Here is a 12,749-nt window from a genome sequence, read left to right on the forward strand (position 1 = left end):
CGTCCTTTCCGCATGTCGTTCCGATAATTATTCTTATCAGAATGGCCGGATATGCCGGTCAAACTGCGCTTCTATCGAAGGTGGAGGAGGTTCCATGACCGACCCAACGACAGTGACATTTCCTGATTCTGACTCGCTTGCTGCCTTACGCGCGTGGTGCGGCGGGTTGTCGTCGCGTGCTGCCGTCGTCCGCTTCCTTCCGGAACGAGTGGGGCACGGACGTTCAGCACGAGGTGTCTTGGGCGCGATACGACGGACGCTTGCCGAGTTCGCCGCGCGGGTGGGACGGGCTGATTTGGTCCCGTTGATCATGCATCCGTCGGACGGTCGGGGCCGCCGAGCCAAGGCTCTCGCCTCGGCGATTGAAGAGCTCCGTCATGCTTCCGTTGCTACACCCACGATCAGCGATCCCGTCGAGCAGTGGCTCCCCCAGAGAACGGCGCTCGCGCTGAACGGGTTCGGGATCCGGACGCTCGCCGATCTGACCATTCGAATTCCGAGGCGGAGGCAGTGGTGGAAGGTTATCCCTGGTCTGGGCGTATCAAGCGCGCAGCGCATCGAGAGGTTCTTTGCGGAACATCCAGACCTCACTGAGAGGGCACGCGCGCTGGTGGAGAGAGAACGCCGTAATGAGATAGCGCCTTGGGAGCATCTCCGCCTGCCGCGGGAGCTAGACGGATCGGCCGGTACATTCAGGGCGCCGGTGTCAACCTGCACGCTTGATGCAACCAACGACTACGAAGCCGTGCAGGCTTGGCTTTCGTTGCAGGAGTCTGCGGCGACACTTCGCGTGTATCGGAAGGAAGCCGAGCGGTTAATCTTGTGGGCGGTTCTCGAGCGCCAGCGGGCGCTTTCTTCACTTACTACGGAAGACGCCGTCGCGTATCGTGCGTTTCTTCGCCAGCCGACACCACGCGAACGCTGGGTTGGACCGTCGACGTCGCGGGGCGCTCCAGATTGGCGACCGTTCACGGGTCGGTTATCCGCGCGCTCGGTTGCGCAGGCGATAACGATTGTCGGTGTGCTGTTTCGCTGGCTTATCGAACAGCGGTATGTGCTTGCGAATCCTTTCTCCGGTGTGAAGGTCAGAGGCGGGAGTGGCGTGCATTCCTTCGACGCGGACCGGGCTTTCACCACGAGCGAATGGGCGTTATTGCGGGTGTTAGCCGACGGCATCGAATGGTCAGACGGATGGAGTTCCCCTGCGGCCCAACGATTGCATTTTGTACTCGACCTCGGCTTCGCAACCGGGCTGCGCTCGAGTGAACTGGTGAGCGCCACGCTCGGTGACATCAGAGTCAATGCACGAGGTGAGCATTGGTTATTGGTGACAGGGAAGGGACATAGGAGGGACAAGGTCGTTCTGCCGCCTATTGCATGGTATGCGTTGACGAAGTATTTGCTGGCCAGAGGCCTGCCTGTGACGCCAGAGCGTTGGGGCACCGACACGCCTCTTGTGGGCCGCCTCGACGGCGAACCGGCTGGCGCCATCAGTAGCAAACTGCTCTGGCTTGTATTGAAGCGCTTCTTCCACCAGGCGGCCAACCGTATTGAGGGCGATCATCAGGCTTTGGCCGGGAAGTTACGACGTGCGAGCCCACACTGGATGCGACATACCCACGCCACGCACGGACTTGCGCATGGCGCCGCGCTTACTACCGTTCGCGATAACCTTCGCCATGCGTCCATATCGACAACCTCAATTTACCTGCACAGCGATGAGACAATGCGTCTTCATCAGATAACCGCGGCTTTCCGAACGTCGGCGCCGTGACCTCATCCCGGCCATTGACCGGTGCCATCCCCCTATCGCTGGGTTTCTAGTGTACGCATCATCCAGACTCTGGCTTGATTCCACTGCGCCGGCGTCAGCAACACATGCTCAATCCCGTTCCTCAGAATCGTGAGCCGCGTCGCATCATCGCGCGACTGAATCTGCATTTGCTCGTCGCGACCATTAACAAACAATTCCAGCAGTTCGCGCATCGATCCCGGAAGCGCTTGACCGTCAACTGTGGCGATCTGGAGAGCGAATTCGTCCGACGGGCCGGACCGAATCGCGTCTGCGAGAGGTACCGGGGAACTCTCGGTTCGCTCCTCGAGGAGACGACTGAGATGGACGTTCTCATCGTGCAGGCGTTTATTGTCCGCTCTCAGCAAGTCGATGTAAGCGCGTGTCTTCGCGTCGATGGACGTCGTCGGATATTGAGCTGACTGAGCGGAGCACACTGCGGTATGTTTTTCGACCGAGCGCCTGGACGTCTGGCCATACTCCAGAACGCGACGCGATATGTAGGCCTTCAGCAGCCGGTTGTTCTGGATCGTCTGCTGCTTTGGACCGCCGAAGCGTTCTGTCGCTGCCGCGGCGACACGACTGTAATTCATGAGACCCCTGACGACTTCAATGCCGTCGCATGCCTGGCGGATCCGTTCAAGACTTACCCGCGACTTGGGGCCAAGTTCGGACATGAGCCGGCTGTAAATCTGCTCTGCGGTCTCAATCAGCATGATGGTCCTTCTGTTCATACAACGCTGAGCGTTTCGTGCCGCTGGACTCGACCCGCGATGCGCTAGGAACGGATTCGCCTAGAACATGGCTTGTCCATCGACGGAATTCAGCGCGGCGCTCCTCAATGATAGGCAAGGGTGTTCCGTCGTCGATGCAGGCTTGAACGGCGGTTGCTCCGGCGAGCTGCTCAACCATGTTCGCCATTAACCAGGCAGCTTCGTGCCGCTTCGACGCATCCGGGATGTCCATCAGAAGATGCTCAGATGCTTCATGGCGCAGGATTCTGTCCATGAACTCACAGCAACGGTCCTTCGACAGTTGAGATGCGCGAGCGAGGCCGCCCTGAATGTTGGCGGAATCGAGAATGCCCCGCACCAGCGAGAATTCGCCACCCCGTTGGAGACGTACATTGATTTCGTCTCGAATGTCTTTTCCGTCGGCCGCAGCCAGCAACGCCAAGCGAGCATCGTTGCTTCGGTTTTCCTTCTCAAACTGTTTCCACCGATCCAGCAACTTTGACGATTCCTCGAACATCATGTAGCGGTTGAACCACTCGAGCACCAGAGGCTCGCACCGTTGATCGATAGTGGAAATCTGTTCCTTGATGACTTGCCGGTCGAAGGCAAGTTTGCGGCGCTGATCGCTCTGCAACTCCTTTGTATCAGTCCATGCAAGTTCCGACAGATGCCCGTACAGCGACTTCCTGGACCGACCGTGCATGCGAAGCTCCAGCATGAGTTCGTTCATCGCCTGCGCTTGCTGTATCAGGAAGGCGGGGCCCGTACTGAAGAACCGGCAGTTCCCGCATCCCCCATTTACCGGCTCATACTTGCCGAGGTTGATTTCGAGACCGTCGCCGACGGGTACGCCGCCCATGTGGCACGCTGTCCCGCCCAGTGGGCAGATCCCTCCCGGGACCGTCCGCCAGCCAGAGTATTGCTCCATCAGGCGATCATCTCTGATGCTTCGGTAACGCGGATTACCAACCCATAAGTCGGTCGCCGACGAGAGTGCAGGGCGCAGGCTTTCCCAGCTATCAACGACGCCGCGCGCAGCGAACGCCGCCGTGAGCTTTTCCTTTAAGGCGGCTCGCTCTGACTTCGCGTAGTAGAGCGTCATTACCGCTGTGGCGTGACCGGCGATAAACTCCTGGACGATGCTTACGGGTACGCCCATTTCGATGAGTCGCGAGATACCCGCCACTCGGAGGCCATGAATCTGGTAGACGCTCGCGCGCCCTTGGTACCCGAGGTTGGACGTGCTGGATGTCGTGAGCGTGACAGGTCGCCCCTCGGCTGCCAGACGTATCTCGACTTCGAGCGAGAGTGCGCTGAAGAGCCGATATATCTTGGCCGGCTGAGCGGGTAAGTGGATGCGAGTGTGAGCCGCGTCGTTCCTGTAGGCATCGGCGGAGAGGTCGGCAAACACCGGTGTGAACATCGGAAGCCGCTCAGCGACCTTCCTGTTTACATGCTTCTGCTCCGAAGTGGAGTCCATGAACGATACCGGCAACGGATTCGGGGCATACTTGTCCATCCATTTGATTTGCTGAAACAGAACCTCATAGGGGCGGTTGAGCCATCGCCCGGCGGCCCGCGCCTCCGGTTCCCCGCTCTCGTTGGCGGTGAATGGCCAAGGAATCTCATAACCCCTGCGGTTAAGCGGATCCCACATCTGAGTCTTGTTGGTATTCACAAACAGACCGATCTCGTGCAGGTCGAGCACCGAATCCGCGATAGGTTGCAACACCCCGCTCGCGCGACCGAATCGCTCTGCCTGAGTTTCACCGTCGGGATATCTCCACGACGCCAACGGGTGCTGATTCTCCTCATACACATGCCGGTCGATGTTCCAGATGCGCTTGTCCATCAAGCCGCGGTCCAGCCAGCGCGCCTGTTTGCCACGTATTGGGATCATGAGGAGGAGGGCGAGCATTGCACAGCGAGATGGGCACCATACCGTCTGGGCGGGCGCCTTGCCGTCCGCGCCAAACCACTCGAACAGATCAAATGCGGCGGGGCCCTCTCGCGCCCAACGATATGTGGGCACACCGTCGATGTCACAGTCTAGAAGCACGTCGATCATTGCTTCATGAATGGCTGTGGGAAGCCGATGCCTGGTCGTCTTCGACGGCTTTGTGAGTCGAAACGGATTCTCCAGAGGACCGAAGGGATTGTCTTTCAGTGGTAGCGTCGGGTCCGGGCGGAGTTTCAACGCATTGCAAACCAACGCAAACGCAAGCGCGGGCGCTGTCCACGCTGTCGCCGGCGGCTTCCCTGTTGTGATACTCAGCTTTTCTGGCCGCACCAGATAAGCGCGAAACGTATCGCTTCGCGTCGGATCAAACGGGTCATCAAGATCGGTAGGCTCAATGTCGGTTGGCGACAGAAAGCCCCGTTCCGCAGCCCATGGCAATAGGTGTCTGTACGCGGCACCATTGTGCTGAGGGCTAACTTCAGATGCGTTATCGCGAATCTCGGCGAACCTGGCCCAGGCAGGACCATAATCTCGAGCGATGTTCGGCGTAGACCAACGTCCTTCAATGCCGACTCGCGCCTTCCGCTTCAGCCCGTGGAGTTCAGCCATTGGCCAGGGCGGCAGGCTTGGATCGCTTACCTGTGCCCGCACGACGAGTTTTTTGAACAGCCCGTGTGTCGCTTCGCCGAATCTGCAGTCTTCCATCCACTGACGGACGTTTTCGGGAACGTCCTGTATGGTCCGCACAGTTGACGATGCAAGAATCGTGGACAGATGGATTCGCGGGTTGGGCGGTAGCGTGTCCCAATCCCACGTCGTATCGATCAGGCGACATGCAGCTACCAGGAATGAAGTGGAGCGGCTAGGAAGCAGCAGGTATTCGCGATGCGCCAGTAGGGTAAGGGCGAGCGTACAGCCGTTCGCCAGTGCCAATGCCCTTAGCGAATCTGTTGGATGTCGCATCTCGGCAAACGGAAGCTGAAGCGTGCGGCAGCGGTCGAGAACCTCCTTGTTTCGATCCAACGCCCAGTCACGGCTTTTTTTGTGATAGTTCCACGTGAATTGCCGCAACGTGCACATGTTCTGCACGAGTTCCGCGAAGCTATGGCTGGCATGGACGACAGCCCTGAAGTACGGCAAGCTGAGGTGAAGCCAGGAGATCGCCTGGCTTTTAATAGCGATAGGCATCCCTTCGCCCAACCGATGCGATCGCACAATCTCGTCAATGATGGCCTCTTTCTGAGATGACGGATCTCTTGGATAGGTCTCTTCGAGATAGTCCAGAATCTTCGACCACATCACCTGATTCCAGTTGCTACGGAAGCGCCGCGCCTTGAATCCCTCCAGATCGTTTGCCTGGAAACCGTTCCGGAAGCTCGGGTTTTTAAGAAGCATCTGCGCGAAGTCGCCGCCTGCAAGCGCAAGGCAACGCTCGACGCGCTGAGCCACCGCCGGGCGGAGCCGCCGTTCATACTCGGCGTTGAGGAAGTCCAGGATCGCTGCGACCTCCTGATCCGCTCTGAGCAACACTACGTCCGTCCCTGTGTTCAGCAATAGCTCCTTTTTCGACCAGAAGCCGGTGGCTTTTTTGAGTTGACTTTGATCGCTGCTCACGCTCAACGGTTCGAACTTTATAAATCCAGGCATGGGTTTATTCTTCTATGAATCGATATCGGGGCGCCCAATGCTTGGGTAAATCAAGCACGGGTCGAGGTCTATCAGCTCTGGCGTGGGCCGACGGCGACATAAAAGCCGTACCAACGGCGTGTCGGAGTTGTTCTCGCACCACTTCTGGCGATAGGTGATAGTAAGTTTCGGTACTTAGCTGGCTTGCGTGGCGAAGCAGTGCTTGCGTGGTCGGAAGCGGATGGTGCAAGACGCTGGCGCAGTAGTAGCCGGCAAGATGTCGAAGGGAGTGAAGTCCGAGGCCAAGATGACCGAGCTTCAGTCGGGACAAATCGCGCATCCACATTTTCCGAAGAGCTGGAATGGTCATAGGCATTCCATGGCTCTTCCTGTCGAGCTGGATGTAAAGCCAGGGGTGAAAGGGCCAACGAGGCGGCTTGCCGTGGAAGTTCTCTGCAAGGTACATCTTCAAGCAGGTCAGGTAGTAGACGCCCAAACGCGGGTCGATCCACAGTGCTTCGTGACCAAACAGTTCAGGCGATGCGGACTCGTCAAAGTGGAATGACATACCTTTGAATCCGGAGTGCATACCGCCTCTGCTGCCATACAGCGTGCGAGGCCTCAGCCGATGAAGCTGAGGTATCTCGTCGCGGAACTCTTCATTGGCCCACTCCGACTGAAGGTAGGTCGAGCGGCTTCCACGGCGAGACTTGCCCGTGGAGTCGAACCATCGCCATTCGCCGGTCTCGGGGTCGTCGAGGCGAACACGCGCCTCGCCCTGTTTTGAGACTCCGAAGACGTCTTCCAGGTAAAGATGCAGTACCTCCGAACCGCGCATTCCGAGCCCAAACAGTTGCAGGTAAAGCATCTTGTCGCGTGGGTTCGAGCATTGCTCGACGAGGTCGACGAACGCCTCCAACGGAAAGACCTTGTGTGTCGATTGACGTTTTCCAGTATGGCGCTTGTGGACCGCAGGAAGCTGATGGCTGTGCCGACGCTGAGTGAGGGAGCGGGATGGAAAAAGATGCAGTAGGAGATCCCACTTCTCTCTACTCCTGAAAGCTGCGTGCGATTGCACGGCGTCGAGAACGACGGTATCGAACGGGTTGAGGCGCCGGGCGAGATGGTAGGTTGCTTGCCACTCGTCAAACGTGTTTATCCCGGCAAGATAACGTTTAAGGTTGTTGCGATTTGCAGGTTTCCATCCGAGCCATGAGTTCTCGTCTGGCGTGCCGTTGCCCGTTCCTCTTTGCTTAGCTTCGAGAAAGTCCGTGACCAGCGTCCTTTTTGATGCCGGGCTTAACTCTTCATCGCCATACCGCCAGAAACAGAAATCACAAAGATGAAGCACTGCTCGTAGGCGTTCCTGTAACAAGGATTGCCCGACGCCGTTCCGGATCATATGACTGACCCATTGATTGATGACGTACGACGGTTGACCGTTCAGGAACACCAGCGGAAACCGGTACTTCGGGAACTCTCTAGTATGGATGTACTTGATTGACCAACAGCGGCGTTGCGGCATGAAATGAGAGAGAAACAGCGGAGCGGTACTGTACCTGGATAGAACTCGACGGGATAGGTTTCAGCGCAGAAAGCTTCTCAATCGGTATATCCGAACAGGGTCGCATAAGTCTGGATCTCCTGCGCTATCTGTTGACACTTGACGCGCTGGAGGTCGAACGGGCTGAGCAGCACGACGCGGATCTCGCGGCGGGGCGTATCGAGGACAACGCGGAGAACCGGGAGTTGTGCGAGGTGCAGTTCGAGATGATCACACCGGCTCAACTGGTGGCGATCGACTTCATGCTGTCAATGCACCACTACGCGCCGCACGCTTTTCCGGCGCTGTCCACGTGGTACGAAGTGAACCGGCTGGGTAGGCGGTATGTCATTCCAAAGGTGGAGCCATTCCCCAAGGTTCCGGTACCAAACTACGGTTGGTATCACGTCGGGCGCTTCGATGCCGAGGCTCCGGCTGATGGTTTGCGTGATTGTCTGGCCGAGCAGTGGAATCCATATCGGCACCCCCAGCGCATCTCGACGTATGCGCAAACGAAGCAGGGTGAGCGGGTTGTGTATTTCGAGGAAAGCGATCAACTGCACGTCGACGCTGTACGCGCGTGCGAGTTTGTCACCTGTTCATTCGATTACGCCTGGTACTCGCGTGTCCAAGGCCATCCGGCGATCGAGTCCACGCGCTTCTGGCTTAACGAAGCGATCCTGACTCTCCCAGCCGGAAGCGCTCAGCGCTATCAGGACATGGCGGTGCGCGGTCTGTATTTCGCGCGGCTCGCGGAGCGTTTGAATCTTTCGCCGACGGAGCTGGACCGGTATCTCATTGACAACGCGCTCAGCGACACAGAGGCGCACGTCGTTGACGCTGCGCAGCTTGATCTATTCGCACTCGCTGCGTAACCGATAAACGACTCTTTTCTATCCCTGCGGGGCATGCCCGCGAGGGGGCTGCTCCGCACTTTTTTGGAGTGGCAAATGACTATAGGACCACGCGTGCCCGGCATGCCGGTGCTGCAGAAAAACGCTCATGTAGATGACGGGCTCGTTGTGCGGGTCGGCATCCCTCATAGTGGCGGCCGGCTTGCGTTCCACGCTTTCAACGAAGGATATCCAGCGATGGTGTCGGCGTCCGCCTTCTGGAACCGGCAGACCGGCCACTTCCGTATCCCGCGAGCAACCGATCTCACGGAAATCGACTTTGCCCTGGATAGCGCGGGCTTTTCGGCGATGAAGCTTTTTCAGTCAAAGGGCGGACAAAGCGGAATCGCGGGCGTGTATCCCTGGACGATGGAGCAGTACGTCGAACTGGCATCCTGTTCAGGGGCAGCCTGGGTCGCCCAGCCGGATATGTGTTGTGAACCTGAGCTCGCAGCGGATCAGGATGCAGTCGACTATCGGGTGAACGCAACGGCGACGTTGCTCGAGGCGATGCTGCGAGTGGTCTATGCCTGGCAGGATCAGCTGGCGGCAAGTTGTAGCGCCGACGTTGTGCAGAACACTGTCCGGATTCCGGTACCCGTTGCACAGGGTTGGAAAGTTGACGATTACCGACGAAGCATCGACCTGTTGCTCCAAGTCTGGGAGCGGTGGACGCCGTGGATTGCGGCGCCCGTTCTTATCGGTCTTGGCTCGGTCTGTCGGCGGCACCTGACCGATCGCCGGCACGGGCTGTTCGCCATCCTCGAAGGGCTGGAAGCGCATTTGCCGGCCGGTTCCAAACTTCACCTGTTCGGCGTAAAGGGGCCAGCCCTCGAGCGCGTCAAGATGTATGACTGGGTGGCAAGCGTGGATTCCATGGCACCGGACTTTGCCGCCCGCGTGAAAGCGCGGCAGGCGGGAACGCCCAACACAATTGCTCACCGGGCGGCCGAGATGGACCGTTGGATGAGCAGTGCATCGCGCCGGGTCGCTCCTCGGAGCGGCGATCAGTTTCGCCTTTCGTTCAACGGCTAGGCGCCGATAGTGTCTTGATCAGCCCGCGGGTTCCTCTGGAACCCCGGGCTTTTTTTTCGTCTGAGACGGGCAGCGTCCCATAGCCCGTCTGCAGGGAGCGGGTTATCAATGCACGCGGCATATTCTCCGAACGACTACACCGTGGCGATTGCGCAGATGTAGCAATTTGTCATACCTTACGGCAATCACAGGTTCAAAGGTCTGGTATGCCCGCACAATGCACATTTGCACTCAATGGTTTGAAGGTCTCGACGCTCCTATGCAGCGGTTTTGGCGGAGTAGCCGCTTTCTCCGGCAACAAGGATCACGTCGATAACCCTGCAGACACTGCTGTCGTCGGCGCCGGTCCGATCCCGAAGGGTCGCTATTACATCATCAGGCGCGAGACAGGTGGGCGACTAGGGCGCGTTCGTGACCTCGCGCTGGATATGTGGTCAAACAGCAACCGGGCGAGTTGGTTCGCGCTGTACAGCGCCGACGGCAAGATTGACGACTGGACATTCGTGAACGGCGTGAAGCGCGGCAATTTCCGGTTGCATCCGAACGGCCGCTGGGGTATCAGCGACGGCTGCATAACGCTCCCGTCGCAGGCGCAGTTTGACCGTCTAAGCGCCTACCTCCTATCTCAGCCGCCAGCGGTGATCCCCGGCACGGATATCCCCTACTACGGAACGGTGGACGTGCGATGAAAGGTCTCTTGCGCGTGGGCCTTGCGGTCCTGCTCACTCCACTCGTATTCATCGGCCTTTCGCGAATTGACCCGCTTGCGCGCTGGGTCGGTAGCGACGCCGTATGGACCGCGCTGACGCCGTTATTTCGTATATTCGGCGCCGTTGGCATGGAAGGCGAAGAAAGCGTAGTGCTCTGCGTGCTGCTCGCCGTCAGCTTCATCACTGCTGCGCTCGTCGTCTGCATTGCATCGGTGTTTATTCAGAGGCGAAGACAGGACCAGGCGGCCCGGTAACCTCATTCATCTTGCTCCTTGCATTGACTGGATAGCCTTATAAGCTTTCGGCCGCCTCCTTGAAAACTTTAAGTAGATCGTTGCGCAACTCTGACACGTCCATTTCATTCCGGGCGCGTGTAAGGCCCACATACAGCAAGCGCTTCTCCTCGTCGGTAAGCGTAGTGCGTCCATCGTCGTCCGTCCTGAAACGGAAATCGCCGCAGACCTTCACGCGGTTCCATTCAAGTCCTTTGGCGCGGTGAATCGTTGAGACCACATAATCCGCCTCCGCTTCCGGGGAAGCGCGGGACAGCATGTCGCGCAGAAAGGCGGTTCCCTCCCGGTCGATGATCTGAACGATTGGCAACAGATCGCGGCCGGCGTAGCTCGACGCATAGTCCTGCACGTCGCGCCACGTCTCAAACAGCGCGAGCGACGCCGGGCTGTAGGTGCGTTGACCCCGCATCAGGCGGTCCGCGCCGTCAGCAAATGCGAGGATCTCTTCAATGTTCGCGCGCACCGCGACCTTATGCCCGCTCTGCAGGCCGTTTGCCAGAGTTCCGATGACGGTCACGTTCTTGCGGCAGAGGATCGCGTCGAAGCTACGGGCAAGGTCATACTCCTCGAAGAATGCAGACGCTATGTGGGGCTGGCCGCGAAGCGGTACCCGCTCGCCGAGGAGGTTCAGAACGCGTGAAGCAAGCGCGGCAAAGTGCGGTCCAAAGCGAAACGACTCGGTGAGCGCGCACTCCCTGGCCTTGATCAGATCCATCGCGTTGACCGCGCCGCGCCACTCGTAGATCTGCTGATACGGATCGCCCACGTAGATGACATGCGCGTGCTGCTGGCGACGCAGGACCGACAGCATCAGACCGTCGCTGTCCTGCGCTTCATCGAACAGGATGAAATCGGCGCCGATCTGCGGACGCGACCGCTCCCACGTCTTCAGATACGTGTCCGGGGTGATGGCGGTCTTTCCCTGCGGATCGATGCTCTCGTTCCAGTGTCGTACCACGAAGGGCAAAAGCATCGCGCGCAACTCGTCGGCCGACTGCTCGGTGATCATCTCGTCGACTGGAATGTGCCACGCCTCTGGCTCGTCCTGCGCAGACCGGCAAAAGCGTGCAGCGCCATCTGCAACGAGCCGGCCGACCTGAAAGGCGGATAACTCGACGTTTTTGCCAATAATCGTCGGAACGCGGACGGGGCCGAGCCCGTACCTGGCGGCGAGAAGGTGAGGCGGCTCCTTTGGGAGATTCAGCCGCGCGGTCAACGCCTCGTCGGTGGCCCGGAAGGCGACCGAATGGACTGTCTGGCACATGACGTTGTGCGGAAACTTCCGCTTTGCTTCGGCCGCAATGTCCCTATTGAAGGCGAGGTACTGGCCACGCTTCGTGCTGAACCGTTCGGCGATCATCCCGAGCGTCGAGGTCTTGCCGGCGCCGGCGTACGCTTTGACTTTTACCGTAGCGCCGGAGGCGACCGTCTCGAGCGTGTCGAGCTGTTCGTTCGTCGGCTTGATTGTTTTCATGCGCTCTCGAATGATGTGGGCAGCGAAGGGCTGTGATGCGGGTTGCGGGACACATGTACTCCAGGACATTCTGACCGGTCGCGCAGGTGCGCGCCCGGTCGAAAGACGGCGTAACAGCACCGCCTTTCGGGCTTGTGAACCGGCCGAGCGCGTCACACGCCTAGCGCAGCGCGTTAGCTATGTCGCGCGGCACGGCAACGGGCTCGGCGTGGCTGGTCTGTACGCGGGTTCGTCCGGCGACAGCCGATTCAGACCGGATCGCGACACGTTCCCGGAACAGACCGCGACCCGTTGTGACATGCGTCGCCTCGTATGGATTGCCACGCTTGATGTAGTCCCCAACGTCGAAATCGATTGGAAACAACGACGATTCTTCGCCGCTCTCGACGACGAGCCGGATAGCGTTCAACGGAACACCGCGCAGGTGAGTATCCAGAATGCGATTCAGGATCTGGTCCCGGACGATGGATGACTCCATCGGACCCTGGTACTCGGCCTTCGTCTCAAGCAGATGGACAATCGCCAGACGCTCAATTGTTGCGGTGAGCGCAATGCGGAACTGAATGGTGCAGGGCCTGCCCATTTCATCGGGATAGGCCATGTCCGTGAACGATGTCTTGTATGGCATGTAGCACTCCGAACGAACGTTGTGCCGGCACGGATGAACCGGCAAGACCAGCCTACGGAGT

The 12,749-nt window shown here is 58.9% G+C and carries 10 protein-coding genes; 5 read left to right on the top strand and 5 right to left on the bottom strand.

Annotated features, from left to right (window positions below; genetic code table 11):
- Positions 1 to 94 precede the first annotated feature (94 nt).
- Complete coding sequence (locus ACFSNN_RS31970; protein ID WP_134466150.1) at positions 95 to 1,774, top strand: site-specific integrase; 1,680 nt, start codon at positions 95 to 97, stop codon at positions 1,772 to 1,774.
- 32 nt (positions 1,775 to 1,806) lie between these two features.
- On the opposite strand, the gene ACFSNN_RS31975 is transcribed toward ACFSNN_RS31970, so the two are convergent.
- Genes ACFSNN_RS31975 through ACFSNN_RS31985 form a run of 3 tightly spaced genes read right to left on the bottom strand, consistent with a single transcriptional unit; the run spans position 1,807 to position 7,565 of the window.
- Positions 1,807 to 2,508 carry a hypothetical protein gene (locus tag ACFSNN_RS31975; protein WP_134466151.1) on the bottom strand — a complete coding sequence of 234 codons (702 nt, stop codon included), beginning with the start codon at positions 2,506 to 2,508 and terminating at the stop codon, positions 1,807 to 1,809.
- Positions 2,498 to 6,100 (bottom strand): VPA1269 family protein, encoded by a 3,603-nt coding sequence (locus tag ACFSNN_RS31980; RefSeq protein ID WP_166799453.1) that lies wholly within the window; start codon positions 6,098 to 6,100, stop codon positions 2,498 to 2,500. Before ACFSNN_RS31980 ends, ACFSNN_RS31975 begins: the two co-directional genes overlap by 11 nt.
- A gap of 37 nt (positions 6,101 to 6,137) precedes the next feature.
- Complete coding sequence (locus tag ACFSNN_RS31985) at positions 6,138 to 7,565, bottom strand: hypothetical protein (protein ID WP_377689899.1); 1,428 nt, start codon at positions 7,563 to 7,565, stop codon at positions 6,138 to 6,140.
- A 203-nt stretch (positions 7,566 to 7,768) separates the two neighbouring features.
- Between ACFSNN_RS31985 and ACFSNN_RS31990 the strand changes: the two genes are divergently transcribed.
- From ACFSNN_RS31990 to ACFSNN_RS32005, 4 genes are all read left to right on the top strand, one after another.
- Positions 7,769 to 8,530 carry a hypothetical protein gene (locus ACFSNN_RS31990; protein WP_208949669.1) on the top strand — a complete coding sequence of 254 codons (762 nt, stop codon included), beginning with the start codon at positions 7,769 to 7,771 and terminating at the stop codon, positions 8,528 to 8,530.
- Positions 8,531 to 8,605: 75 nt separating this feature from the next.
- On the top strand, positions 8,606 to 9,583 hold the full coding sequence (locus ACFSNN_RS31995; protein WP_244323237.1) for a deazapurine DNA modification protein DpdA family protein: 978 nt from the start codon (positions 8,606 to 8,608) through the stop codon (positions 9,581 to 9,583).
- 206 nt (positions 9,584 to 9,789) lie between these two features.
- The gene (locus ACFSNN_RS32000; RefSeq protein WP_134466154.1) at positions 9,790 to 10,272 is read left to right on the top strand and encodes a DUF2778 domain-containing protein; all 483 of its coding nucleotides are present in this window, start codon (positions 9,790 to 9,792) and stop codon (positions 10,270 to 10,272) included.
- A complete protein-coding gene (locus tag ACFSNN_RS32005; protein WP_134466155.1) occupies positions 10,269 to 10,547 on the top strand; it encodes a hypothetical protein in 279 nt (92 codons plus the stop codon). The genes ACFSNN_RS32000 and ACFSNN_RS32005 overlap by 4 nt, the downstream gene beginning before the upstream one ends.
- 37 nt (positions 10,548 to 10,584) lie before the next feature.
- Here the strand turns inward: ACFSNN_RS32005 and ACFSNN_RS32010 are convergent, their stop codons facing one another.
- On the bottom strand, positions 10,585 to 12,060 hold the full coding sequence (locus tag ACFSNN_RS32010) for a 3'-5' exonuclease (RefSeq protein ID WP_134466156.1): 1,476 nt from the start codon (positions 12,058 to 12,060) through the stop codon (positions 10,585 to 10,587).
- A gap of 160 nt (positions 12,061 to 12,220) precedes the next feature.
- Entirely contained in the window at positions 12,221 to 12,688 is a 468-nt protein-coding gene (locus tag ACFSNN_RS32015; protein ID WP_134466157.1) for a hypothetical protein, read from the bottom strand.
- Between the last annotated feature and the right edge of the window lie 61 nt (positions 12,689 to 12,749).

Origin of the sequence: Paraburkholderia dipogonis, from assembly GCF_042680985.1 — a bacterium.
GTDB lineage: Bacteria > Pseudomonadota > Gammaproteobacteria > Burkholderiales > Burkholderiaceae > Paraburkholderia > Paraburkholderia phytofirmans.